Genomic DNA, 24436 nt, shown 5'->3' on the forward strand with positions numbered 1-24436 from the left:
GCCTGCAAAGGCCTCATCGGCTCCCCGTCCTGATTCGAATGCCAATACCTACGCGGCCCCGTCGATGGCCCGCACCTCCGGGATCATCGCGGCCTGGCCGCGATAGTTCCCGGCCGAATCCGTGAGTTGCCACACCGTCGCATGTTCGATCCAGAAGCGCACGCCCGCTTTGGTAATGCGCACGCCGCGGTAGCCCGACACGAAACCGTCGCGGGTCACCTGGTCGAGGAATGCCTGCCGTTCGCTACGCTCCACGGGTTCCGCCGAAAGACGCGAAGGCAGCGTCGTGAGTTCGTCCCAGTCGTATCCGAAAATCGCCTGCGCACGCTGGTTGCCGTAGACGAACACGGGGTCGGCTTGGGCGTTGTGCGCAAGAATGCCGAACGGCGCCGCGGCGTACAGCCACGCCGCGCCTTCGGATGCGCTCATGCCGTCGGGAACGAGGGGTTGACCGAGAAGACGCTGGTAACTGCCGGCGAGAAGGCGGAAGAAGTCTGCATCGGTGCTCAACGACATCGGGGAAGGCTCCTGCAATCGGGTGCGTACGCGGAAGGGGCACGGCGCAGGCCGCATGGCACATGGCGCCGGGGAGCGTCGGCGCAAAGGCGGCGCGTCCGAAATGGCCGCCGTCGAGTGTATGGGAAAAGCCGTTTTGAGGTCGAAAACAGCGCAGACGCCGGCACCCGTCGTTCCTGCCTGCCGCACGCGGCGGGCAACCGCCTTCAGGCTTTGCCCGCCTCACCACCTCACCACCTCACCACCTCACCACCTCACCACCTCACCGACTCCCCGTACCCAACACGTGCCCCTCCACGGTCACGCCATACATGGAATTGGGCGAGTCGTGAAATGCCTTGCGCGTCTCTTCGACCGAACCCTTGAAGCGCGGATCCTGCGGGCGCTCGTGACTGTCCATGAAGCGCGCGACGTCCCATGCCTGTTGATCGGTGAGTGTGCCGCCAAGGCTCAACGGCATGTTCGCCTTGATGAATCCCGCCGCGTTCTGGATCTCGTGCATGCCCGCGCCCCAGTTGAAAGAGCGGCTACCCCACAGTGGAGGAAAGACGGTCTTTCCGTCGCTGCTTTGCCCTTGACCGTCCGCTCCGTGACACAACGCGCAGTGCTGCGCGTAGACCTGCGCGCCGCGCCCATAGTCGGCCTTCTGCGCTGGCGGCGCGAGCTTCGGATAGCCGCGCCCGGCAATCTTCTCCCCGACCGGCGCGCCCTTGGCGAGCCAGTACGCGTAGCTTTCGAGCGCCACGAGCACCGGGTCTCCAGGCGGCGGCGCCTTGCCGTTCATGCTGTAGCGAAAGCAGCCCTGCATCCGCTCGGCCAGCGTGTTCACACGGCCGTCCTTGCTTCGGTAAGCCGGGTACGAAACGTAAGCGCCCCACAGCGGGCTCGCGTTCGCCTTGCGCCCCGCATCGAGATGGCAGTTCACGCAGTTGAGCGAGTTGCCCACGTATTTGCCCGCGAACTGGCCGGTGTGCAGGAAGATCTGCTCGCCCAGTTTCACCGTCTTGCCGAATTCGCCGCCGGGCATGTCGGCTTCGGGTGGCGGTTGAAAAGGTTGAGCAGGCCGCGCCTCGGGCGCGTGGACTGTATCCGCGGCACGAGCCGCATGCGGGCCACAGGCCATGGCGACGGCCAACGCCGTCAGCGTGACGAAGGTTCTACAGATTCGCCTCATGCTCGTCTCCGTCATTTCGCGCCGGTCGTGACCGACGCTTGTTGGGTGGGTTGTTCACCGCGTTGTTCACCGCGTTGTTCCCCAGGTTGTTCGCTGTAATAGCGGGCAACGGCACCGATGTCGGCATCCGACAGCTTGCTCGCGACGTTCGGCATCAACGCCATTGGACCAGGCGGGCGCTTGCCGGCCTTCCATGCGTGTAGTTGTGCCGTGATGTATGCGGCAGGCTGACCTGCGAGCGGAGGAAATGCGCTGCCTACGCCCGCCCCGCCCGGACCGTGACATTGCGCGCACGCAGGCACCCCCTGTTGACCGCGCCCGCGTGTGGCGAGCCACGCGCCGGTATCGGATGGTGCGGCGTCAGCGGTATCGGTTCGGCGCGCGGTTTCAGGCGCGGGAAGATGGCTGAAATAGCGCGCAACAGCCGTTCTACCCTCCTTTGACATGAGGCGCGCGAACGGTTGCATGACGGTACTGGGACGGCTGCCGTCGGCAAATGCGGCGAGCTGCGCGTCGAGATAGTCCTCGCCGGCGCCGGCAAGCCGCGGAAAGCCTGCGGCTGCATTACCTTCTCCATGCGCACCGTGACAGCTGATGCATGCGGGGATGCCCTTGGCCGTGCCTCTCGTTGCGATCGTCCAGCCAAGCGGCGATTGTGGTGTGGTGTCGGTGGGCTTATCGGTGGGTTGATCGGTACGTGTGTCGGTGCCAGTGGCGCTCGCCTCGTGCGATACGAACGCGAACGCCACCGCCGCCGATAACGCCCAAAGCGTGATCGTGCGTCTCATCCTGTCTCCTCGTCTCGTGCTGTTTGTTGTCGGTCTTTGCCGCTACTGCACTCGCGCCTGTTGCTGCCTTCAAGGCGCTTCTGCCTCCTCGCAGAAGCGCGTTCGTGACGATCAGTAAAACGCGGCCTTCGCCACCAGCCCCAACGCCACGGCGATGAGGATGGCGGCAAAGCCGAACTGCACGTGCCGCCCCGAGAGGCGATGCGACACGATGCGGGCCGCCACCATGCCGGCCGCCGTCGCAAGGCTGAACCACAGCACCACGTCGAGCGGCAGCGGTGCGCCATGGCGCATCGTCGTGATAACGCCGCCCCCGCCCACCAGCGTGATCACCATCAGCGAGGTGGCCACGATCCCGTGCATGGAAACGTCGGTGAGCTTGCGCATCATCGGCACGATGACGAAGCCGCCGCCTACGCCGAGCAGTCCCGTCATCAGCCCGGTCACGGCGCCGACAGCGGCGAGCGCGGCACCTGTCGTCCACGACCATACGAGGCGGCCGGTCGCCGGATTGACGTGCGCCACGCAGAGTGCCGAGTCGGGCGGCGGCGAATTGCCGTGCGCAAGCGTCTGACGCAGCAGGCGCACCGCGACCACGAGCATCACGAGCGCGAACACCGCGAGCAGCAGACGTTGCGGCAGCGCGTGGGCAAGACGCGCGCCCACCGCCGTAGCCGGAACGCCGAGTGCCGCCATGAAGAACGCGGCGCGATAGCGCACGAGCCCTTTGCGAAAGGCCTCCAGCGCACCCACCGCCGCACTGCCCGCCACGGCCACGAGCGCCACGGGGGTCGCCTGCTGGATCGGCCAGCCCATGCCGAACACGAGCGCAGGCACGGCGAGAATGCCGCCGCCCGCGCCGGTCAAGCCAAGCACGGCGCCCACCATCGCGCCAAGAATCAACGAAATAACCATCAGGATCCCGGAACAATCATGAAGAACGGCTGGCTGCTCAGTCGGCCAGCCGCGGATGCGCGAGCCACTCGTGGCCCTTCAACATGCCGCGCCAGTAGAGCGGCGGCAGGATGCGGTCCTTGAGCAGCCACGCGAGCCGCGACGGTTGCGTGCCGTCGATCAGCCACTTCGGGAACGTAGGCGCCACCTTGCCGCCGTAGAGAAATTCGGCGAGCACGATCTTGCCGCGCTCCACGGTGAGCGGGCACGAGCCGTAGCCGTCGTAGTTCGCCAGCTCCTGCCGCCCGCGCAGCGCGGCCAGCACGTTGTGCGCGACCACGGGCGCCTGCTTGCGCGCAGCCGCGGCGGTCTTCGCGTTCGTCGTGTTGGTCGTGTCGCCAAGGCCGAAGACGTTGCCGTACCGCTTGTGCCGCAGCGTGGCCGGGTCCACGTCCACCCAGCCCACCGCGTCGGCAAGCGGGCTCGACCGGATGAAGTCGGGCGCCTTTTGCGGCGGCACGACGTGAATCATGTCGAACGTCGTTTCGACTTGCTCGGTTTCACCGCCCGGTAGCGCGCGCGTGAACATCGCGCGCTTTCCGGGACCGTCGATGGCGCTCAGGTTGAGACCGAAATTGAGCCCGATGTCGTAGCGCTCGACGTACTTCATCAACGCCGGAACGTAGTCGGGCACGCCGAACAGCACCGCGCCGGCGTTGAAGAACTCGACCTCGATCTGCCCGAGCCGGCCCGAGCGCAGCCAGTGATCGGACGACATGTACATCGCCTTCTGCGGCGCGCCGGCGCATTTGATCGGCATGGGCGGCTGCGTGAAGAGCGCGCGGCCGCGCTTCAACTGCTGCACGAGCTGCCACGTGTACGGCGCCAGGTCGTAGCGGTAATTCGAGGTCACGCCGTTGCTGCCGAGCGTCTGCGGCAAGCCTTCGATTGCGTTCCAGTCCAGCTTCAGTCCCGCGCAGACCACCAGTTGCCGATAGCGGATCTTGCGGCAGCCTTCCAGCACCACGGCGTCGTTTTCCGGTTCGAACGCCGCGACCGCCGCCTTGATCCAATGCACCTGATGCGGCAGCACATCGACCATGCGGCGCGCGGTGGTCTCGGGCTTGAACACGCCGGCGCCCACCATCGTCCAGCCGGGCTGGTAATAGTGAATGTCGGCGGGATCGATCACGGCGATGTCGAGATTCGCGTCGCGCGCGAGCAGGCTGGATGCCGTCGCCACACCGGCCGCACCGGCGCCGACGATAACGACGTCGTAGCACTTTTCAGCACTTACGCCGCTGTCGCCGAGGCGGCTGGCCAGGGCGCCCAGGTCGTAGCCCGCTGCCCTGCCGGCCGCAACGATCTGGCCGAACGAATAGCCGGATGCGCCCGAGAGCGCCCACAGCGACGCCGAGCGCATGCCGCTGCGGCAATACGCGAGCACCGGCCCCGGCACCGTCTGCAGCAAGTTGCCGAACTGCGCGGCCTCGCGGTCGTTGACCTTGCCCGACTCCACGGGCAGGTAGTACGCGGCGAGACCTTCCTTGCGGGCGGCCGACTCGATCTCCACAAAGGTGGGCTGGTCCGCGCCCTCGCCGTCGGGGCGATTGCAGATCACCGTGCGATATCCGGCCGCGCGCAGCGCCGGCAGGTCCGCCACGTGCACCTGCGGCGATACGGCGACGGCGTCGCTGAGTTTTTTGATGTCCATGACTGTCTCTTCGCTGTCTTCGTTAATGAGTTAGCCGATGCCCGCCGCGCCTCACAACACGTTGAGCGGAATCTTGATGTACGACACGCCGTTGCTTTCCGGCTCCGGCAGATGGCCGGCGCGCATGTTGACCTGCACCGAAGGCAGGATCAGCACGGGCATGTCGAGCTTCGCGTCGCGCGCGTGGCGCATTTCGACGAACGCCTGCTCGGTGGTGCCTTCATGCACGTGGATGTTGTGCTCGCGCTGCTCGGCAACCGTGCTTTCGTAGCGCAGCGGACGGCCGCCCGGTTGATAGTCGTGGCACATGTACAGCCGCGTCTGCGGCGGCAGGCTCAGGATGCGATGGATCGAGCGGAACAGCGTGGACGCGTCGCCGCCCGGGAAGTCGCAGCGCGCGGTGCCGTAGTCGGGCATGAAGAGCGTGTCGCCCACGAACGCGGCGTGGTCGTCGCCGTCGCTCACGAGGTAGGTCATGCAGGCGGGCGTGTGGCCCGGCGTGTGTAGCGCGCGCAGCTGCACGCGCCCCACCTCGAAGGTTTCGCCGTCGGCAAACAGCCGGTCGAACTGCGAACCGTCGACAGCGAAGCCGGGGCCGGCATTGAACAGCTTGCCGAACACCTGCTGCACCGTCTTGACCTGCTCGCCAATCGCGATCTGGCCGCCGAGCCGGGCCTTCAGATACGGGGCCGCGGAGAGATGGTCGGCATGCACGTGGGTTTCCAGCAGCCACTGCACGCGCGCGCCCAGCGCTTCGACACGCGCGATGAGGCGGTCGGCGGAGTCGGTGCGCGTGCGGCCGGACTTCGGGTCGTAATCGAGCACGCTGTCGATCAGCGCGCAGTCTTTCGTCTCACGGTCGAGCAGCAGGTAGCTGATGGTCCAGGTGGCGGGGTCGAAGAATCCTTCGACAGCAAACGTGCTGGGGGTCATGGCGGGGGCTCCAGTTGACGGACGGGGTCGCGGCACTTCGCCGGTGTCCGGCAAACTGCGCGAGAGCCTAGACAAGGTTCGTGCCAGGCGTTCGCCCTGATTTGCCGCGCGACATCAAGCCGCTGATTTTTAACAAATTATCTGCGCCTCTATTGCGCTGTTCGAGGTAGTGAAAGCCCCCGTGCGCGCGGCAGGCGAACCGTCATGACCTGCCCGGAACTGCCAAATGGCACTCGATGGCAGTTGGTGGCAGTGAATGGCAGACATGGCAGTTGCCGCGTATAGTGGCGTCCACCCCGCCACGGAGTGCCGCCATGCCCCTTTCCCTTTCCCCCTCGTCGTCCACGGCCCACGTGGATTCGCCTGGAGGCGCCGAGCCCGGGGGCGCCGAGCCTGGCGGCGCCGCGCCCGGCCAGCCCGGCTCGCCGGAGGTTGCGGCGCTCGTCGGCTACCTGGAATACGACGCGCAGCCGGCCATCGTGCTCGATCCGGAGTACCGCATCCTCGCGGCCAACAGCGCCTACCAGAAGCAATTCGGCACCTCGGGGCAGCCGCACGTGGGGCGTCGCTGCTACCAGGTCTCGCACCACTACGAAGTGCCCTGCGACCTCGCCGGCGAACACTGCCCGATGAAGCGGGCGGCGGCGACGCGCAGCGCCGACCGCGTCCTGCACGTGCACCACACGCCGCGCGGCCCGGAGCACGTGGACGTGGAACTGCGGCCCATCTTCGACGCGCACCAGCAGATCGTCGCGTACGTCGAGCGTCTTTCGACCGTGCGCAGCGCGTCCGCGCAGCCGGATGCCGATGGTCTCGTAGGGCGCGCGCCCGCGTTCAACGAGGCGATCTCGAAGCTGCACCGGGTCGCAACGTCGATGCTGCCGGTGCTGCTGCTGGGCGAATCGGGGACGGGCAAGGAACTGTTCGCGCATGCGCTGCACGCGGCGAGCCCGCGCGCGAACCGGCCGTTCGTGGTGGTGGACTGCTCGGGCATTACCGAAACGCTGTTCGAGAGCGAGCTGTTCGGCTACGAGAAGGGCTCGTTCACCGGCGCCTCGGCGCGCAAGCCGGGGCTCGTGGAAACGGCGCAGGGCGGCACGCTGTTCCTCGACGAGATCGGCGACGTGCCGCTCGCGATGCAGGTCAAGCTGCTGCGCCTCATCGAGACGGGCGCGTTCCGGCGCGTGGGCGGCGTCGAAACGCAGCGCGCCGACTTCCGGCTCGTGGCGGCTACGCACAAGCCGCTCGAACAGATGCTGGCGGACGGGCAGTTTCGCTCGGACCTGTACTTTCGCATCAGCGCGTTTCCGATCCGGCTCCCGGCGCTGCGCGAACGCGCCGAAGATATCCCGCTGCTCGCCGCGGCCATGCTGCGACGTATTGCATCCGCGCGCGGCGCGGACGCCCGCACCACGTCGATCGCCACCTCGATCGACCCCGAAGCGCTGGCGCTGCTTTGCGCGTATGCATGGCCCGGCAACATCCGCGAGCTTCGCAACGTGCTGGAACGCGCCAACCTGCTGGCGGACCACGGCGTGATCCGTCCGGAAGACTTGCCCGACGCCATCCGCACGCCCGCCGCGCCGCCGCAGGTGCCGGCGACTGCGTCTGGGTTTGCGCGCGGCAAGCTGTCCGATGCCGAACTCGCCAGCGTGGCCGCCGCTTTCACCGGCTCGCGCAGCGAACTGGCCGCGCATCTCGGCATCAGCGAACGCACGCTGTACCGCAGGCTCAAGTCGCTCGGCGCGGGCTGAACACCCTTTTCCACCCGGAGCGCCCGTCGGGGGCCCCCGCTGTTCGCCGATTAGTCTTATATAAGATATAAGATAATTGACGATACGCCGTACCAAGACTAGAATCCCCATCGAAACAGTGCCCCGGAAGCCCTCGGAGCCGCCTGGCAAGACTTCCCCTGAAACGTCCTATCAGCAGGCCCTCATGCTTGAAAACTTTCGCGCTCACGTGGCCGCTCGCGCCGCGCTCGGTATTCCCCCCCTCCCGCTCACGGCTCAGCAGACCGCCGAACTGGTGGAATTGCTGACGAATCCCCCCGCGGGCGAAGAGCAAACCCTGGTCGACCTGATCACCCACCGCGTCCCCGCCGGCGTGGACGAAGCCGCCCGCGTAAAGGCCGGCTTTCTCGCTGCCGTGGCCAAGGGCGAGACGGCGTGCCCGCTGATCTCGCGCACCCGCGCCACCGAACTGCTCGGCACGATGCTGGGCGGCTACAACATCCACCCGCTGATCGAGCTGCTTTCGGACGCCGAAGTGGGCGCCGTCGCCGCCAACGCGCTGAAGAAAACCCTCCTGATGTTCGACCAGTTCCACGACGTCCAGGAACTGGCCGAGAAAGGCAACGCCAACGCGCGCGCCGTGATGCAAAGCTGGGCCGACGCCGAATGGTTCACGAGCCGTCCGGAAGTGCCGCAAAGCCTGACCATCACCGTCTTCAAGGTAACGGGCGAAACCAACACCGACGACCTCTCGCCCGCGCCGGACGCCACCACCCGCCCGGACATCCCGATGCACGCGCTCGCAATGCTGAAGAACGCGCGCCCCGGCATCACGCCGGAAGAAGACGGCAAGCGCGGCCCGGTCAAGTTCATCGAATCGCTGAAGGAAAAGGGTCACCTGGTGGCCTACGTGGGCGACGTGGTGGGCACCGGCTCCTCGCGCAAGTCGGCTACCAACTCGGTGCTGTGGTTCACGGGCGAAGACATTCCCTACGTGCCGAACAAGCGCTTCGGCGGCGTGTGCCTGGGCGGCAAGATCGCTCCGATCTTCTACAACACGATGGAAGACGCGGGGGCCCTGCCCATCGAACTCGACGTCTCGAAGATGGAAATGGGCGACGTGGTCGAACTGCGCCCGTACGAAGGTAAGGCGCTGAAGAACGGCGAAGTGATTGCCGAATTCCAGGTGAAGTCCGACGTGCTGTTCGACGAAGTGCGCGCCGGCGGCCGCATTCCGCTGATCATCGGCCGCGGCTTGACCGCCAAGGCGCGTGAAGCGCTGGGTCTGCCGCCGTCCACGCTGTTCCGCCTGCCGCATCAGCCGGCCGACAGCGGCAAGGGCTTCTCGCTCGCCCAGAAGATGGTGGGCCGCGCATGCGGTCTGCCCGAAGGCCAGGGCGTGCGCCCCGGCACGTACTGCGAACCGAAGATGACCTCGGTCGGCTCGCAGGACACCACGGGCCCGATGACGCGCGACGAACTGAAAGACCTGGCGTGCCTCGGCTTCTCGGCCGACCTCGTCATGCAGTCGTTCTGCCACACCGCCGCCTATCCGAAGCCGGTCGACGTGAAGACGCACCAGACGCTGCCGAACTTCATCAGCACGCGCGGCGGCATCGCGCTGCGCCCGGGCGACGGCGTGATCCACTCGTGGCTCAACCGCATGCTGCTGCCCGACACCGTGGGCACGGGCGGCGACTCGCATACGCGCTTCCCGATCGGCATCAGCTTCCCGGCGGGTTCGGGTCTCGTGGCATTCGCCGCCGCCACGGGCACGATGCCGCTCGACATGCCGGAATCGGTGCTGGTCCGCTTCAAGGGCAAGATGCAGCCGGGCGTCACGCTGCGTGACCTCGTCAACGCGATTCCGCTCTACGCGATCAAGCAGGGCATGCTGACGGTCGCCAAGCAAGGCAAGAAGAACATTTTCTCGGGCCGCATTCTCGAAATCGAAGGTCTGCCGGACCTGAAGGTCGAGCAGGCGTTCGAACTGTCGGATGCATCCGCCGAGCGTTCGGCTGCGGGCTGCTCGGTGCGCCTGAACAAGGAACCGATCATCGAGTACCTCAACAGCAACATCACGCTGCTGAAGTGGATGATCGCCCAGGGCTACCAGGACGCGCGCAGCCTGCAACGCCGCATCAAGGCGATGGAGCAGTGGCTGGCCGACCCGAAACTGCTGCAACCGGACGCGGACGCCGAATACGCCGCCGTCATCGAGATCGACCTCGCCGACGTTCACGAGCCGATCGTGGCCTGCCCGAACGATCCGGACGACGTGAAGACGCTTTCGGACGTGGCCGGCGCGAAGATCGACGAAGTGTTCATCGGCTCGTGCATGACCAACATCGGTCACTTCCGTGCCGCGTCGAAGCTGCTGGAAGGCAAGCGCGACATTCCGGTCAAGCTGTGGGTGGCCCCGCCCACCAAGATGGACCAGAAGCAGCTGACGGAAGAAGGCCACTACGGCGTGTTCGGCACGGCCGGCGCCCGCACCGAAATGCCGGGCTGCTCGCTGTGCATGGGCAACCAGGCACAGGTGCGCGAAGGCGCGACGGTCATGTCCACCTCGACCCGCAACTTCCCGAACCGTCTGGGCAAGAACACGAACGTGTACCTGGGTTCCGCGGAACTGGCGGCCATCTGCTCGCGCCTTGGCCGGATTCCGACCAAAGACGAGTACATGGCCGACATCGGCGTGATCAACGCCAACGGCGACAAGATCTACAAGTACATGAACTTCGACCAGATCGAAGACTTCAAGGAAGTGGCCGACACCGTGACGGTGTAAGCGCGCTGCCAGGCTACGACGGGTTGTTCGTGTCGTAGCGCGATAGGCGATGGAGATGGCGCCGCAGGCTGAATGCCTGCGGCGCCTTTTTTTGTGCCGTGCCGGATCGCGTCAGGAAAGGATCAGGAAAGGATTTCGGCGCACTCATCGAGCCGCACTGGCCCCCTCCGGCCCCGCCTCGGGATTCGCCACGAGCCGCAGCCGCACGCGCAGCGGTTGCAGCATGTCAGCCGGTGGCGGCTCCGGCAGCGCATGCTCGATCAGCAACGTGCGCAATGCCGCATCGGCTGCGTCGTTGCCGAGCGAATCGAACTGGAGCTTGCTCACCGCGCCGCTCTCGCCGATCCATGCGCGCACCACGATGGCAGGCGGCGGTGCATCGGCCGTTGCGTTCACGATGCGCTCTTCGAGGTACTGATGCAGTTGCTTCGAAGCGTCGTTGTCGGCTTCAAGCGAGGTCTGGAACTGCGTGCTGACAAGCTGGGCGTAACGCAGCCACGCCTGAGGCACCGACGGAGGCACCGACGGAGGCACCGACGCAGCCGCGTCCGCTGTCTGCGCACATGCGTGCGTCTGTGCGAGCCACGCGCAGGCCGTCACGGCGCATGCCTCGATGAGGCCCCGCCACGCAGCCCTTCGCTGTCGTTTCATGAACACGCCAACGTCCTCTCGTTCCATTCCATGCCTCGCACTGCGCCAGTAAGCACTGGGTGAGCGCCGGGTGAACGCCCCTCAACCCGGATCGACCGGCAGATACAGCCGCGTGCCGCCGCGTTGCACGAGCAGCGCAACAGGCCCATGCGCGCCACGAATCTCGCTCGCCAGCGCGCCGATGCTCGCCACCGGCGTACCGTTCACGGAGAGCACCACGTCGCCGCTGCGCAGGCCCGCCCGCGCGGCCTGACCGTTGGCGCCTTCGATCAGCAAACCATGATCGACGCCGAGTTGCTGCTGCTCGCGCACATTCAGCGCACGCAACGCCAGCCCCAGCGGCGCGGCATCGGCCTCGCCCGTGTTCGCGGCCACGGCGCTGTCGAGCGCGCCCACCGTCACCGCGACGTGACTGCCCTTGCCCGCGCGCCACACGAGCAGGTCGGCCGGCTGCCCCGGCTTGATCTTCGCGATGGTGCCGAGCAGGTCCGCCGAATCGGCCACGCGGTTGCCGTTCACGGCGAGCACCACGTCGCCCGCCTGCAGTCCCGCCTGCGCAGCGGGACCACCGGCCTCCACGGCACTGATCAGCGCGCCGTCGGGCGTGGCGAGCCCGAACGAGCGCGCCAGCGCCTGGCTCACTTCCTGCACCGCCACGCCGAGACGACCGCGCGTCACCTTGCCCGTCTTGAGCAACTGATCCTTCACGTCGAGCGCCACGTCGATCGGAATGGCGAACGAAAGCCCCTGGTAGCCGCCCGTCTTCGAATAGATCATCGAGTTGATGGCCACCACGCGGCCGTTCAGATCGAACAGCGGACCGCCCGAATTGCCGGGATTGATCGGCACGTCGGTCTGAATGAACGGGATGTAGGTCTCGCCCGGCAGCGAGCGCGACTTCGCGCTGACAATGCCTTGCGTAACCGTGTTCGCGAAACCGTACGGCGAGCCGATGGCCATGACCCAGTCGCCCACGTCGATCTTCGCCGGGTCGCCGGTCACGACGGCGGGCAGGTTGCGCGCGTCGATGCGCACCACGGCGACGTCTGAAACCGGATCGCTGCCGATCACCTTGCCCTTGAACTCGCGCTTGTCCGTGAGCTTCACGTCCACCGTGTTCGCGTCGCCCACCACGTGGCGGTTGGTGAGGATGATGCCGTCCGCGCTCACGATGAAGCCCGACCCCAGGCTCACCTCTTCGCGATTGCCGATCACGCGCCGCGCGAGAAACGGCGCAAGCGGATTGCCAGGACTGACGCCGGGCGGCAACTGGATGCCCATTTGCGTGACCTCGCGCGTCACGCTGATGTTGACCACCGCCGGGCCATAGCGTTTGACGAGCGCGGCGAAGTTCGGCATGGCGAGCGCAACAGCTGCTTCGCGCGACGCGAGGCCCGGGGCCCCACCTTCGCCCGCGGCGCACGCCACGCTCGCGGCCAGCGAAAGCGCGAGCACAGCCACCGTCAGCGCGCTTCGTTCAGCCGGTTCGCCGCTACGCGAATTCGCCATCGCTTTCCTCGTTGCCTTGATTCGTTGCCGTGATTGAGGCTTCGTCGCACACCTTCATTTCGGCGGCACATTGACGGGCGCAGCCGGCCGTTGCGGCGTAACCGACTTGCCCCAGTTCGAGCCGAAACGGTTGCGTTCGGTGGAGAGATTGAACGTACCCACGCGGTTCGACGGTCCCTTCGCATTCGCTTCCGCGGCCGTGGGCGAGGCAGCCTGCGCCGCTTCGGCCGCGTTCGGCTTCGGTCGTAATTGCGCATTCAGACAGTCGATGGAAGGCGCGCGCTGTCCGTTAATTTCGGCATCCACACACACCGGTTTCGTCGACGAAGCCGCATCGGCAGCGGTCGCACGCGAAGCCTGGGCGTGCACCAACCTCACCGGCACCGCTGCCGCGCTCAACGCCGCACACACGAGCATCGCCCCCATCCGCCGCCATCCGTTCATCTCGCTCTCCAGTCGCACCTCATGCAGCGCGTACGCCTTCATTCCATTCGATATTCGTGCGAGCGCGCAACGTAGTGCGCAACGGCACGACGCTCGTCGGCGCTCACCGAAAGCATGGGTGCCGCATCCGGCTGACGGTGCCACGGGTCACTCGCATCGCCCACACGTGTGCACGCGAGCACGTGCGCTCCAGTGGGAAACGGCGTGGATTTCGCGTCGCGATAGTCGACGCGAAAGAGCGCGGGCGGCGTGTCCTGCGGTTTCCACAGGTCCGCCGCATCGTGCACGTTCGCACCGAACCAGAAGCGCACCCAGCGCGCCTCGCTGCCCACCCGCTCCGTTACTTCCGTTACGTCCGTTAGGTCCGTCACGCGCGGCTGCACGAACGCATCCTCTTCCGGCACGCGCAGGAACCCCGCGAGCACGAGCAGCACGGCAGGCACGTCCGCCTCGCGCAGTTCGGGGTAGGACCACAGGTCGAGCACGTCCGCGCACGAAAGCACCGTCGTGAATCGCGCGATGGAAAGCGGCGGCCACGTCACGCGCATCGCCAGATAGTGGCGCTCCCAGCCTTCCAGAAAGCGCCGCCGGTTCATGGCCGAGATCACCGCGTTACGCGAGCCGTTCACGGCGAGTTCGTCGGGCTGATAACGCGCGGTGGAAAGCACGCATTGCGCCGCGCGGCGGGCGCTCTTGTGGCGCACGTACTCCGGCATGCCGGGCACCTGGCTCAGCGCGCCCCGGCACAGCGGGCAGCGCGCGAGTGCGGCACCGCCCTGCATACGCCATGCGCCCGGCTCGCCAGGTAGCGCGCGTTCGACACCGTCGCGCGCGTGGCGAGCATCGCCTGATGCCTGGGTTGCCTGGGTCGTGGCCTGTGCCGTGGTTGACGATTGCCGCGCCGTGGATGCCATCGTGGGTACCATATGCCCGCGCCTCTATTGCACCGCTGCGAGCGCCTTCTTCAGCGCGTCTTCGTTGATGGGCGCGTTGCCTGCGAGCTTCGTGAGGTACGCCTGCACGTTTTGCTGCGTGCGCTGTGCGCGCAGCAGCGCCCTGAGTTGCTCCTTCACCTCGGCGAACGGACGCACGCCTGCGGGCCGTGTATCGATCAGCTTCAGCACGTGAAAGCCCGTTTGCGTACGCACCGGTGCGGATACCTCGCCGGGCTTGAGCGCGTTCGCGGCGTCACGCACGGCGGGCAGCAGCATGGTCTCGGGCACGAAGCCCATGTCGCCGCCGTTTGCAGCGCTCGCCTTGTCCTCGGAGTTCGCCTTTGCGAGCGACGCGAAGTCGTTGTTCTTTACGCTGCCGCTGGCGCCATTTCCAGAGCGGCCCCTTGCAAGCCCCGCCAGACGAGCGGCCTCTTTGCCGGCTTTGTCGATGGTGGCTTGATCCGCGTTCGGCGGCACGGCGATGTAGATCTGCGCGAGGTGCAGTGCGCGCGGCACGGCGAACGCGTTCTGGTGCTCGTTATAGGCGGCTTGCAGATCGGTGTCCGAGGGATAGTCGGACGGAGGCGCATTCACCGACGCCAGATACGTGCGCACGATCACGTCGCGCCGTGCGGCATCGATCGCCGCCTGCACCTGAGGCTGCGCCTCCCAGCCCTTGGCCTTTGCTTCGGCCAGCACGGCCTTCTGTTCGAGCGCGGAACGCACGAGGCGATCCATCGCGGCGGGGTCCGCGGCGAGGCGCGTGCGCCCTTCGGGGCTCAGCGATTTGACGAGCGTTTCGACATCGTCCTGTGTGACCGAGATCTGTGCCGCATTCGCGACCACGTCGTTGCCGGCGAGCGCGACCAGCGGCGTGCCGAACAGAACCATTGCTGCAAGCATTGCGAGTTTCTTCACGCTTTCTCCTGGGACGACCTGACCGATGTTCCCGAACACGATTGCTTTACCTGTCCCCTGCCGAATTCGCCGCAGCCACGTTCAACTGCATCACGATGGGTTGCCTCATCCCGCGCGGCAGTGGCGCACCCATACGCGTTGAAACGAGTGCCGTTCGTAGCACTGCTTCGAGCGCGGGCTCGCAGGGCGATGCCATTTCGACGCGCTCGATGCTTCCATGCTTTTCGAGCCATATCTTCAGGCGCAAGCTTGCGCCGCGCGCATCGGCATTCGCGTCCGCTGCGCCGCGCTGCGCGGCCCACAACGCGTGAAAGCGCTGTGTGGCCTCAGCAGAGTCGTCGAGCAGCGCACGCACTCGTTCGGACACGCAGCCCGCGTATTCGGTCCACTCTGCGGGCGCATCCTGCACGGCGACCAGCCGATCACCCCTTCTGCGTCGCAAGCTGCCCGGGAATAACCCGCGCAGCGCTGCACCGATTGCGCCCATTACACCGATTACGCCAACGTGAGCCGACGCCGTCATTGCAGCGTCGCCTGTGCGTCAGCGGCCGGGCCCGCATCCGCCGCCGATTGCGTCACCGCCGCGTTCCCCTTCGCAGCATCCGCCGTGTCCTGGCGGGCCGCGGCCTCTTGCGCGGCCATCGCGGGACGATTGCGAAGATGGAGCAGAAACTCCTGAATCAGGCGATCCCACAACTCGATGGTGGAGCGCAGGTAGCGGCCGCTCACGCCGCCCGCCACGACCACGTCCATCTCGAGCGCGAGAAACGGCCCGTGATTCGCGAGGCGCGCGAACCGCTTCGTACGGTTCCAGCTTGCAACGAGGTCCGCGGGCAACTCGCCTTGCACCTGAAGCACGCAACTCAACGTGTAGTCGAGATAACGCAGCGCGTCCGTAGCCGTTTGCGCGACCGCTTGTGAGCCCGCTCGCGAGGCCGCATCCGGCACGGCGAACCCTGCCGCCACGTTGCCGAAGCGCACCGCGAAGCCGACACCCTGGCTCGCGCTCATCAACTGCACCGCGCCGTTCTGTTCCGCCATCGTCACGCGATAGCCGGCCGCGCGAAACACCTGCGCAAGCTGTTCGATGCTCACAGCCTCGATCCATTCTTCGTTCGCGACGGCGTTGTTGTTGTCCTTGTCCATGTGATCTTCCTTCGTCATGAGTGGCCTCGTAGTGGCGTGTTGCGTACTCAATGCATGCTCATTGCCCACCGGCAGGCGCCGATGCCGCCGCCGGACGCGCCGCCGGGTCGTACTTGCCCGCATAGAGCGCATCGCCGTAGCGCTGCGCGATGTCGTCGTACTTCACGCGCGCCGATTCCGCGAACGGCTGCCGCGACGAGAGAAACGTGCCGATCCCGACGTGCTCGTACGCCTGCAGAATCTCGTGACCCACGCGGTACAGGTCCGCATTCTGGGCTTCGCATGTTTGCAGTTGCGTGTCACGCGTCTTCACATCGTTCTGCAATTGCGTGCGCTGCGCGTCGCGCGTCTTCGTCACCGCGAGCAGGTCTTCATAGGACGTCTTGTACTTCGCGAGTTGCTGCGTGTCCCGCGTGTGGCTCGCCCGTTCTTCGGCCAGGGCGCGCCGCGCTTCCGCTTCGGCGCCCGACTGCCCCTTCGCCGCAGCGAGTTGCGTCTGCAGGTCCTTGACCTGCGCGAGTGCCTGGTCGCGTTGCTGCTCCGCCGCGGTCTTGTCGGCCTGCAACTGCGTCTGGTTGTCCTGAAGCTGACGCAATTCCTGCGTGGTGGAGCGCAGCTGGCTGCGCAGTTTGTCTTCGATACTTTGCGCGCCGGCACCGGTCGCGGCGAAGAACAGGCCGCCCGCCAGGCCCGCCGCGATCATCGCGTGACGAGTTCGTTTCATGCTTCGCTCCATCAGAACCGCGCGTTGAGTTCGAGCTGGAGCACGTCGATCGACACCGGCGGCCCATACACTTCCTTCGCGCTCAGGTAGCGCGCGGTGAACCACGTGTCGCGCGCCACGGCGTAGGCCGCGGCCAGAATGTAGCCGCGCGCGTTGGTGCCGCCCAGGTGGAAGTCGGGGTCCGTGAAGGCGTCGAGCGTGGCGTCCGGCTGCAGGTACTTGTAGGCCACGGAGAAATTCCACTGGCCCTTCGTCTTCGGTTCCGGCTCGCCGATGGTGGCCTTCGCGAGGAAGCCGTTCGGACCGCTGCGGTAGTCCGAGCGCGACGCATTCACCGTGGTCGCCTCGTAGTTGTTCACGGGCAGCGAGGCCGCGCTGAAGGCCTTGTTCTCGTCGTAGGCCAGGTTGCGCACGAATTCGCCGTCGAGCCGCAGCTTGAAGCGGTCTGCGATCACCGTATCCCACTGCGCCTTGATGTCGAAGAGGCGATAGTTGTAGGCAAGGCCGAACACTTGCGGCTGGGGCGTGAGGCCCGGCGCGAGATTCGGGTTCTGCACGATGTTGCGCAGCGCGATGAGCGTGTTGCCGCCCTGCATGAACGTTGGGGCTTCGTTGTCAGTGCTGCAACTCGTTGCACCCAGATACAGCGCGCAGGGCGACGAGAGCGTGCCGCGCATGTTCTGGAAGTCGTAGTAGGCAATGGCGCCCTTCAGGCGGTTCTGCGCGTTGATCTTCCAGTCTGCGCCGAACTGCGCGCCGAACATCCATTTGGTGTCGCTGCCCACCTTGTTTGTGCTGTTCGACGGGAAGTTCTCGGCCGTGTACTGGATCGGGAACACGCCGAGCGTGCCGAACAGCATCACGTCCTGGTTCGCCGGCAGCGCGTAATGGAAGTTCGATGCGAAGCCGTCCATCTCCAGGTCGTTCGAGAACAGCAGGTCGGAGGCGAAGAACGGATTGTCGAAACGGCCCGCGATCACGTTGGCCCACGCCGTGGGCGTGTAAGAGAAATAGGCCTTGTTGAGCCAGATGTTCTTCTTGCCGAAACCGCCGCCCGCGGTGGCCGTGGTGGTCACCGGACCATTGTCGTTGCCGCTTGCGAGTTGCAGGCCGGCCGTGAGCTGATCCGAGAGCAGCGCCGTGATGCCGAGCCGCGCACGGTAGCGCTCCAGGTTGTTGCGGTTCTGCGTGGTGTTCTGCGTCGGCAACTGCGTGGTGTTCGTGTTCGGATTGATGTCGAAGCCGCCCGCCTGGTTGATGGCCGCGAAGTTGGTCACGTTATTCGCGTTGCGGCTGCCGTAGAAGTGGTACTCGTCGCGCACGCGCAGGTCGCCGTCCAGCTTGATGCGTGAAATCCAGTCCGGCAGCGCGTTGGGCTGCGCCCAGTTCTCGGCCTTCGCCTGGGCCATGACTTCCTGCTTCACCTCGTCGCGAATCTGGTTGCGCACCACCTGCGGCACGTAAGGCACAGCCACGTCGCCCGGCTGCGTGGGCGCATTGACGACCGCCGCAGCCGCAGCCGGCGCCCGCGCGGCGTTCGCAGCCCTCGCCTGCGCAGCTTCGGAACGCGCCTCGCTGATGAGGTCGTTGGCATTCTGCTGCGTGAGCACCCCGCGCTTCACGAGCAGGTTGATGAGGTTGATCACCGTGTTCTCGGTGGGGGCGGCAGCGCCCTGCGCGGCCTGCGTTTCGAGCGACTGCGCCTGAGCGCCCGCAGCGCACGTCATGCCCAGCGTGAAGAGCGCGGCGCTCATGCGCGAGCGCCGCACCGGCATGCCCCCGCCGCTCCACCCGCTACCCCGAATCTTGTTCGTGCGAATCATCAATGCTCTCCACATACCTGTTGTTTTGCCTGGCACCGCCGGGTCGACGGTGCCTGCCGCTTTCGAATGCCGTATGTCGTTACGTCTGTCGTTGCCCGCCTGGCTCTTTCGTTCGTGCCCGCGCTAGGCCGGCTTGCGCCCCTGCAGCTTCACGAGCACCGGCCACGTCGTGGATGGCGGCGGTGCTTCATCCACCTTCCCGAGCGCTTCGATGGCTGCGACCACGGCCGCGTCGATCTTCGCGTCGCCCGTGGACTGCGCGATGGTCACCTTCGTGATGCGGCCGGTCGGCTCCATCCAGAGATTCAGGCTGCCCGTGAAGCGGCTGCCGCCCGCCTCCTGCACGCCCTTGTCCTGCTCGATCGCCCGTTGCAGCACGTAGACCATGTAGGTGTTGTAGCTCGCGTTGCCAAAGCGGCCCCCGCCGCCGCTGCCCACCATGCCGGAGCCGTCGCCCGCGCCGATGTTGAAGCTGTCCGTGCCCGCCTGGGCCGGCGCATTCATCGTCATCTGCCTCGGTTGGTTATCCGAAGGTTTCGGTGCTTCGGCCGGTTTCGGCGCAACGGTCGGCCGGTCCACGGGCGTCTTCACCTCGTCCTTGATCTTCTCGGGCGGCGGCTTCTGTTTCGGCGGCGGAGGCGGGGGCGGCGGCAGCGGAATGACGGTGGTCACCTGCGGTGCCGTCACGCGCTTCACGCCGGCCGTGTCGCTCGCGAAATGCCAGACGAGCGCTGCCAGGCCCAGCAGCACGAGCGCGATCAGAACCGGCTTGATGTAGCGGCCCGGACCGTTGCCAGGCGCGCCGCCGTTGTAGGTGGTTTCCATTGCGCGTTCCTAGCCGCCCTGCTTCGCCTTGCCCGTGACGAGCCCCACCTGCGAAAGATCGAGGCGTCTCAGCAGATCAAGCACGTCCATCACGCGCTGGTACTGCACGGTGGCATCGCCCTTGAGCACGATGGGCACGTCGGGATTGGTCGCCTTCTCGGTACGCAGCCGGCTCTCGAGTTCGTCCATCGTGACGGGGTACGCGTCGAGAAAGATCTGCCCCGAGTCGGACACCGTGATCGCCTTCGTCTTCGGCTTCGCGAGGCTCGTGGACGAACTCGCCTTCGGCAGATCGACGCGAATGCCCTGCACCGAAGCCGTGGTCATGATGATGAAGATGATGAGCAGCACATACGCCAGGTCGAGCATCGGCGTGATGTTGATGTCGTCGTAGGGCTTGTCGTCGTCCTGAACCTGCATGGCGTTCTCCTCGTCGCAGTCAGTCGGCCAGCACCGCGTGATCGCGATGGCTGCGATGCGCTTCGGCAAGGCGCGTCACGAACTCGTCGACGAACACCTGCATGTTCGCCGTCACATTCTTGTTGCGAATGAGCAGGTAGTTGTAGCCAAAGAGCGCGGGAATGGCGACGAAGAGGCCCGTCACGGTGGCGAGCAGCGCAGCGGCGATACCCGGCGCGATGGCGTTCACGTTCACGTCGCCCGCTGCGGCAATCGCGGCGAACGTGATCATCACGCCCACCACCGTGCCCAGCAGACCGAGAAACGGGCCGCCCGAAATCGCGATGGTGAGCAGCACCATCGACTTCGAAAGACGCTGGTTTTCGCGTACGAGCGTGGCGTCCATGGAGGCGCGAATCGCTTCGATGGATTCGCTCGTGATCACCGTGCGGCCGGTTTCGTCGACGCGGCTATGAATTTCCTGCACGCCAGCCTTGTAGAGCCGGTACAGCGACGACTGGCGCAGGCGCCGTCCTTCGTCGGTGGCTTCATCCACGTGAGCGAGGCCCGTGAGGTGCCGTCCCGCCACTTCGCGAAAGCGCTGCACGAAGTAGTTGTTCGCGCGGTCCACGGTGCCCACGTAGCCGGCCTTCGTCCACATCACGATCCACGAAACGACGGCCATGCCCAGCAGGATCGCGATGACAACCCACGCGTCCACCGTCACGGACTGCACGATGATGCCGAAGTAGCCGAACCCGAAGCCCGACTGCTTTTCGTCGGCACCGTAGCCCACGAGCTTCGATTCGGAGCCTTGCGACAGGGCATCGAGCGAAATGAGCGTGGGCGAGCGCGCCACCTTCGAGAGGCGCAGTTCGTCCATCGATCCGTTGAAACCCGCGAAGCCGGCGGGCACGCTGCCCGCACCGGCCACGTCACCGCCCACGGCGGCGGCACCCGCCAGTGCGGGCAGCGTGGCGGCCGCCTGCGCGGCCTGCTTGCCGTTCACGTAGAGCGTGAGGTTCTTGCCGTCTGCGGTCACGGCTACATGCGTCCACTGCGCCACGGCCACGGCCACGGGCGCAGTCGCGGCCACGCGCACGGGCGCGGCACTGCCATCCACCTCGGCAAACGGCACACCGTTGTCGAGGCCGATCAGAAGCGCGTTCGCGCCGTCGCGACGGCTGTAGAGCAGCGTGTTCGGCGCGAGGGCCGCAGGCTTCGCCCACACGCTGAACGTGAAGCTGCCGCCCGCGCTCACGGCCAGCGACGGACTCGCGGGCAGATTCAACGGCGTGCTGCCGTCGAACTGCGCGCCCTTGCCGATCACGCCGTCTTCGATGGTCTTGAACGGCGCGTTCTGCGCATTGTTCGCGTAGGCCGTGGCGTCTTTGGGCGGCGTGCCCGACGCGCCGTTGAAGTGATACACGAGCGTGTAGTCCGCGTCGAACGTCTCCGCGGGCTTGCTGCCGTCGGGCGCTTTCTTGTTGCCGTAGTACATCCAGATGGACTGCGCGGCGCCTGCAGGCATCTGCGGCACGTCGATCCAGACCAGCGCCACGCCCAACACGGGGTCGTACTGTTCGATCTGGTAATTGAGCGGCGTCTTGTCGTCTGCCGCGACGAAGCGGATGTCGGCGCCGCTGTCTTGCAGGCCGTCGAACTGGAAGTTGCCCGAATGCAGTCGGATCAGCAGCGGCATGCGTCCCGCGGACTCCGATACATTCACGCCCTTCGGGCTCGTGTCGATGGTGATCGCCTTGCGATACGACCAGTCGTTCTGCCACCACGCGTTGGCTACGCCCGGCATGCAACCCAACAGCACGGTCACGGCCGACAGAAAGAGAAATAACGCTCGCTTCACAGTCTTGCTCCCCGATAAGCCGGCGGCAACGGCCGGCACGACAGATGGAAACCGGTCAAGGTGGTGCATGCGGGCCGCGTTCATCAGAACCCCACCCGCACGTAGAAATCGAAGCGCGGGCTGTACTGCCGCGTATAGACGCCCGCCTTCAGCGGCCAGCCGGCCTCGAAATCCGCGCTCGCATACTTGAAGATCTGCACGCGCGTGCCGAAGCCGACGCTGAGCAGGTTGAAGCTCGAGGTCTGCTCGGGTAGCGGGCTCAACAGCCAGAGGTGCGCGGCATCGACGAACGCGTGGAAACGCCACTCGTTGACGTTGCTGCCCAGGTACTTCGCAAGCGAAGGGCTGCGCAATTCGAGCGAACCGATCACGCCGCTGTCCGCCGTGTCTTCTGCCTGCATGTAGCCGCGCACGCTGTTCATGCCGCCTGCCGCGAACTGCTCGCTCGACACGAGCGGCGAGTTCGAAAGCTGCGCGCTGACGTGCGCGTTGGCCTGCATGTCGTTGGCAAAACGCTGCGTGTGATTGACGTCGAACTTGCCGTAGACGAAGTCGGGCGTCGCGTTGTAACGCTTGTTGTCCCATGCGTTCCAGTCGCTGCCCACGCCGCGAATGTTCGTGGTGAGCGAGGCGGAGAACGCCGTTTGCGACTGCTTCAGCGCAAGCTGGCCGTTGTACGAGAACGTGACCGGCACATACGTGAGCGGCGCGCTCGACGCGCCCTGGCCTGCCAGGCTCACGTTCTCGTCGTAGTGCTTGCGGTCTATCTCCACGCTCGCGGACTGTGCGTAGGTGTCCGTGGAAGGCAGCGTGTAGATCGCGGTGAGACCGAACGTCGTGCCCTTGCCGAGTACGTTCGTGCCGCCCACGGACGCCACGTTGCTGTCCGAATGCAGCACGGTGGCCAGCAGGCTCCAGTGCGAGTCCCGGAACGGCGCGAGGTACGAGAACGAGTAGACGCGTGCGTCGTCGGGATGCTGGGGCGCCAGTAGATACGTGCCCGAAATCACGTGCCCAAGCTGCCAGAGATTCGAGTAGCTGAGCGTCGCGCTCGTGCGCAGCAGCGAGGTGCCGGGGCTGTTGTCGTTGTTGAGTTCGAACGTGCCGTGCAGCGGGCTGTGGTCGTCCACCTTCAGGTCCACGTCCAGCGTCTGCGGTAGCGCGCCGGGCTTGAGCACCGGAATCACCTGGCGGTCCTGTGAACGGTTGAGGTCTGCCAGTTGCTGCTGGGCCTGGTTGAAGTCGGGCACGGTGCCTTCCGCGAGTGCGGGCACGGCGTCGCGAATGTTCTGCGGCGAGTTGTATTGCGCACCTTCCACGCGCAGGCGCCCCACCTTCGCCTCCACCACCTGCAGCACGATCACGCCGTTCTTCACCTGCTGCTGCGGCAACTCCACCACGACGGACTGATAGCCCTTGTCCTGATAGACCTTCTGCAGCGACTCGCGCGCGCCATTGACGTCCGCCAGCGTGCGCCCCGGCCCTTCGAACGGGTACACGGCCTTCTCGATATCGAGGCTCGACAGTGTGGTGTTTCCGCGCACAATGAACTCGTTCACGTCGAAGGTCTGCGGTGCGGTCGTGGCCGGCTGCACTGCTGGTTGCGTTGCTGGCTGAGTTGCCTGTTGCGCCGGCGGTGCGGCATCGGCCGCGCGTGCCGCCGAGCCGAGACTCAAGCCGCCTACCAGCGCGACGCCCGCCAGGCAGTGTCGCCCGCCGTGCCGCATCCGTTCCAGTCGTTCCCCGTCTACTGTTGGCGGCATGCGCCATTCCCCTTTGTCAAACTGGACCGCTGTGTGCCGGGCGATTCCTTCGGTCTGCGCTCGCCAGGTAACACAGCAATGTTTCAGATTCGTGATACTTGTTTAGTAACCCTGATCTTCATGGCCGAAGCACGGGACACGATTCAGCAGGTTTCTTCTATCGGCTTGCCAGACTCAGATAACGCCGCAGGTCAGGCTGCGTTGCGGCGACGTCCGAAAACTCTGCCAACGTGTACTGCAACAGATCGCTCACGCACACAGCGAGTGGAGCGTTTGCCGTGTCTAACGTCAGTTCCGCTTGTCCTGGCTCTTCATACGGTGCGGATATGCCTGTGAACTCCGGCAGGTGCCCGGCCCGCGCCTTCCTGTACAGCCCCTTCGGGTCGCGCGCCTCGCAGACTTCGAGCGGCGCGTTCACATACACCTCGCGAAAGCACTGCCCCACAAGCGCTCGCGCCTGCGTCCGCATCGCGGCAAGCGGCGATACCAGCGCGACGATCGCGATCAACCCTGCATCGGCAAAGAGCGCTGCGACTTCGGCCACGCGCCGCACGTTCTCGAAGCGGTCCCGGCATGAAAAACCGAGATCGCGATTCAAGCCGCCGCGCAGATGGTCGCCATCCAGCACGACCGACCGCACGCCCAGCCCGCGCAACTCACGATGCAGCGCCTGCGCAAGCGTGGACTTGCCCGCGCCGGGCAGGCCCGTCATCCACAGCACGCCGCCGCTCGCGTCGCCTTCGTCCCACCCTGTTGTTTGCATCGTGATCTTCGCCTCGCGCGTTTTGCGTCCGCTCACATTCGCCCAGCGGTCTCACCAGAATCGGTCTCTAAGGACAATGACGAAACGCCCGCACGTATCCCGCATATTTTTTGTGTCGCAACGCATCGC

At 66.1% G+C, this 24436-nt stretch carries 22 protein-coding genes; 2 read left to right on the plus strand and 20 right to left on the minus strand.

Annotated elements, in window-relative coordinates; genetic code table 11:
- Positions 1-48 precede the first annotated feature (48 nt).
- From P2869_RS27675 to P2869_RS27700, 6 genes are all read right to left on the minus strand, one after another.
- A complete protein-coding gene (locus tag P2869_RS27675) occupies positions 49-516 on the minus strand; it encodes an MEKHLA domain-containing protein (protein ID WP_126877065.1) in 468 nt (155 codons plus the stop codon).
- Between the two features lie 262 nt (positions 517-778).
- Positions 779-1705, minus strand: coding sequence for a c-type cytochrome (locus P2869_RS27680; protein WP_277598596.1), 927 nt, complete (start codon positions 1703-1705; stop codon positions 779-781).
- Complete coding sequence (locus P2869_RS27685) at positions 1702-2478, minus strand: c-type cytochrome (RefSeq protein WP_277598597.1); 777 nt, start codon at positions 2476-2478, stop codon at positions 1702-1704. Before P2869_RS27685 ends, P2869_RS27680 begins: the two co-directional genes overlap by 4 nt.
- A 111-nt stretch (positions 2479-2589) precedes the next feature.
- Positions 2590-3393 carry a sulfite exporter TauE/SafE family protein gene (locus tag P2869_RS27690; protein WP_017775123.1) on the minus strand — a complete coding sequence of 268 codons (804 nt, stop codon included), beginning with the start codon at positions 3391-3393 and terminating at the stop codon, positions 2590-2592.
- A 37-nt stretch (positions 3394-3430) separates the two neighbouring features.
- Positions 3431-5086: a bifunctional protein tyrosine phosphatase family protein/NAD(P)/FAD-dependent oxidoreductase gene (locus tag P2869_RS27695; protein ID WP_277598598.1), complete on the minus strand. Its 1656-nt coding sequence runs from the start codon at positions 5084-5086 to the stop codon at positions 3431-3433.
- A gap of 51 nt (positions 5087-5137) precedes the next feature.
- Positions 5138-6019, minus strand: a complete 882-nt coding sequence (locus P2869_RS27700; protein WP_017775121.1) for an MBL fold metallo-hydrolase — start codon at positions 6017-6019, stop codon at positions 5138-5140.
- Positions 6020-6333: 314 nt separating this feature from the next.
- On the opposite strand from P2869_RS27700, the gene P2869_RS27705 reads away from it, so the two are divergent.
- Together P2869_RS27705 and acnB are read left to right on the plus strand one after the other, a co-directional pair.
- The gene (locus tag P2869_RS27705) at positions 6334-7773 is read left to right on the plus strand and encodes a sigma 54-interacting transcriptional regulator (protein ID WP_277598599.1); all 1440 of its coding nucleotides are present in this window, start codon (positions 6334-6336) and stop codon (positions 7771-7773) included.
- 184 nt (positions 7774-7957) lie between these two features.
- The gene (acnB, locus tag P2869_RS27710) at positions 7958-10543 is read left to right on the plus strand and encodes a bifunctional aconitate hydratase 2/2-methylisocitrate dehydratase (protein ID WP_017775119.1); all 2586 of its coding nucleotides are present in this window, start codon (positions 7958-7960) and stop codon (positions 10541-10543) included.
- A 144-nt stretch (positions 10544-10687) separates the two neighbouring features.
- Here acnB and P2869_RS27715 read toward each other — a convergent pair whose 3' ends face one another.
- The 14 genes from P2869_RS27715 to cysC all read right to left on the minus strand — a co-directional run bounded on the left by P2869_RS27715 (position 10688) and on the right by cysC (position 24343).
- Entirely contained in the window at positions 10688-11194 is a 507-nt protein-coding gene (locus tag P2869_RS27715; RefSeq protein ID WP_277598600.1) for a YbaB/EbfC family DNA-binding protein, read from the minus strand.
- Between the two features lie 81 nt (positions 11195-11275).
- Positions 11276-12703, minus strand: a complete 1428-nt coding sequence (locus P2869_RS27720) for a Do family serine endopeptidase (protein ID WP_277598601.1) — start codon at positions 12701-12703, stop codon at positions 11276-11278.
- A 54-nt stretch (positions 12704-12757) separates the two neighbouring features.
- Complete coding sequence (locus tag P2869_RS27725; protein WP_277598602.1) at positions 12758-13189, minus strand: hypothetical protein; 432 nt, start codon at positions 13187-13189, stop codon at positions 12758-12760.
- Positions 13186-14061, minus strand: coding sequence for a hypothetical protein (locus P2869_RS27730; RefSeq protein ID WP_277598603.1), 876 nt, complete (start codon positions 14059-14061; stop codon positions 13186-13188). Before P2869_RS27730 ends, P2869_RS27725 begins: the two co-directional genes overlap by 4 nt.
- A 24-nt stretch (positions 14062-14085) precedes the next feature.
- Entirely contained in the window at positions 14086-15000 is a 915-nt protein-coding gene (locus tag P2869_RS27735) for a peptidyl-prolyl cis-trans isomerase (protein WP_277598604.1), read from the minus strand.
- Between the two features lie 46 nt (positions 15001-15046).
- Positions 15047-15367, minus strand: coding sequence for a hypothetical protein (locus P2869_RS27740; RefSeq protein ID WP_277598605.1), 321 nt, complete (start codon positions 15365-15367; stop codon positions 15047-15049).
- Positions 15368-15519: 152 nt separating this feature from the next.
- Positions 15520-16164, minus strand: a complete 645-nt coding sequence (locus P2869_RS27745; RefSeq protein WP_277598606.1) for a YbjN domain-containing protein — start codon at positions 16162-16164, stop codon at positions 15520-15522.
- 40 nt (positions 16165-16204) lie between these two features.
- Positions 16205-16870 carry a hypothetical protein gene (locus P2869_RS27750; protein ID WP_277598607.1) on the minus strand — a complete coding sequence of 222 codons (666 nt, stop codon included), beginning with the start codon at positions 16868-16870 and terminating at the stop codon, positions 16205-16207.
- An 11-nt stretch (positions 16871-16881) separates the two neighbouring features.
- The gene (locus P2869_RS27755) at positions 16882-18693 is read right to left on the minus strand and encodes a putative porin (RefSeq protein WP_277598608.1); all 1812 of its coding nucleotides are present in this window, start codon (positions 18691-18693) and stop codon (positions 16882-16884) included.
- Positions 18694-18816: 123 nt separating this feature from the next.
- On the minus strand, positions 18817-19518 hold the full coding sequence (locus P2869_RS27760; RefSeq protein ID WP_277598609.1) for an energy transducer TonB: 702 nt from the start codon (positions 19516-19518) through the stop codon (positions 18817-18819).
- A 9-nt stretch (positions 19519-19527) separates the two neighbouring features.
- Complete coding sequence (locus tag P2869_RS27765; RefSeq protein WP_042300407.1) at positions 19528-19938, minus strand: biopolymer transporter ExbD; 411 nt, start codon at positions 19936-19938, stop codon at positions 19528-19530.
- 19 nt (positions 19939-19957) lie between these two features.
- Positions 19958-21781 carry a MotA/TolQ/ExbB proton channel family protein gene (locus P2869_RS27770; protein WP_277598610.1) on the minus strand — a complete coding sequence of 608 codons (1824 nt, stop codon included), beginning with the start codon at positions 21779-21781 and terminating at the stop codon, positions 19958-19960.
- A gap of 83 nt (positions 21782-21864) precedes the next feature.
- Positions 21865-23508, minus strand: a complete 1644-nt coding sequence (locus P2869_RS27775) for a ShlB/FhaC/HecB family hemolysin secretion/activation protein (RefSeq protein WP_277599863.1) — start codon at positions 23506-23508, stop codon at positions 21865-21867.
- A 193-nt stretch (positions 23509-23701) separates the two neighbouring features.
- Positions 23702-24343, minus strand: coding sequence for an adenylyl-sulfate kinase (gene cysC, locus P2869_RS27780; RefSeq protein ID WP_277598611.1), 642 nt, complete (start codon positions 24341-24343; stop codon positions 23702-23704).
- Between the last annotated feature and the right edge of the window lie 93 nt (positions 24344-24436).

It is taken from the genome of Paraburkholderia sp. SUR17, assembly GCF_029536165.1.
Classification (GTDB): Bacteria; Pseudomonadota; Gammaproteobacteria; order Burkholderiales; family Burkholderiaceae; genus Paraburkholderia; species Paraburkholderia kururiensis.

What these genes read in the sequence shown, in the direction of transcription:
- P2869_RS27705 (WP_277598599.1), top strand. Translation starts at nt 6,334, where the DNA reads ATGCCCCTTTCCCTTTCCCCCTCGTCGTCCACGGCCCACGTGGATTCG.
- P2869_RS27745 (WP_277598606.1), bottom strand. Translation starts at nt 16,164, where the DNA reads ATGACGAAGGAAGATCACATGGACAAGGACAACAACAACGCCGTCGCG.
- P2869_RS27755 (WP_277598608.1), bottom strand. Translation starts at nt 18,693, where the DNA reads ATGATTCGCACGAACAAGATTCGGGGTAGCGGGTGGAGCGGCGGGGGC.
- P2869_RS27675 (WP_126877065.1), bottom strand. Translation starts at nt 516, where the DNA reads ATGTCGTTGAGCACCGATGCAGACTTCTTCCGCCTTCTCGCCGGCAGT.
- P2869_RS27765 (WP_042300407.1), bottom strand. Translation starts at nt 19,938, where the DNA reads ATGCAGGTTCAGGACGACGACAAGCCCTACGACGACATCAACATCACG.
- P2869_RS27725 (WP_277598602.1), bottom strand. Translation starts at nt 13,189, where the DNA reads ATGAAGGCGTACGCGCTGCATGAGGTGCGACTGGAGAGCGAGATGAAC.
- P2869_RS27760 (WP_277598609.1), bottom strand. Translation starts at nt 19,518, where the DNA reads ATGGAAACCACCTACAACGGCGGCGCGCCTGGCAACGGTCCGGGCCGC.
- P2869_RS27775 (WP_277599863.1), bottom strand. Translation starts at nt 23,508, where the DNA reads ATGCGGCACGGCGGGCGACACTGCCTGGCGGGCGTCGCGCTGGTAGGC.
- P2869_RS27700 (WP_017775121.1), bottom strand. Translation starts at nt 6,019, where the DNA reads ATGACCCCCAGCACGTTTGCTGTCGAAGGATTCTTCGACCCCGCCACC.
- P2869_RS27750 (WP_277598607.1), bottom strand. Translation starts at nt 16,870, where the DNA reads ATGAAACGAACTCGTCACGCGATGATCGCGGCGGGCCTGGCGGGCGGC.
- P2869_RS27720 (WP_277598601.1), bottom strand. Translation starts at nt 12,703, where the DNA reads ATGGCGAATTCGCGTAGCGGCGAACCGGCTGAACGAAGCGCGCTGACG.
- P2869_RS27730 (WP_277598603.1), bottom strand. Translation starts at nt 14,061, where the DNA reads ATGGCATCCACGGCGCGGCAATCGTCAACCACGGCACAGGCCACGACC.
- P2869_RS27680 (WP_277598596.1), bottom strand. Translation starts at nt 1,705, where the DNA reads ATGACGGAGACGAGCATGAGGCGAATCTGTAGAACCTTCGTCACGCTG.
- P2869_RS27685 (WP_277598597.1), bottom strand. Translation starts at nt 2,478, where the DNA reads ATGAGACGCACGATCACGCTTTGGGCGTTATCGGCGGCGGTGGCGTTC.
- P2869_RS27690 (WP_017775123.1), bottom strand. Translation starts at nt 3,393, where the DNA reads ATGGTTATTTCGTTGATTCTTGGCGCGATGGTGGGCGCCGTGCTTGGC.
- P2869_RS27715 (WP_277598600.1), bottom strand. Translation starts at nt 11,194, where the DNA reads ATGAAACGACAGCGAAGGGCTGCGTGGCGGGGCCTCATCGAGGCATGC.
- acnB (WP_017775119.1), top strand. Translation starts at nt 7,958, where the DNA reads ATGCTTGAAAACTTTCGCGCTCACGTGGCCGCTCGCGCCGCGCTCGGT.
- P2869_RS27695 (WP_277598598.1), bottom strand. Translation starts at nt 5,086, where the DNA reads ATGGACATCAAAAAACTCAGCGACGCCGTCGCCGTATCGCCGCAGGTG.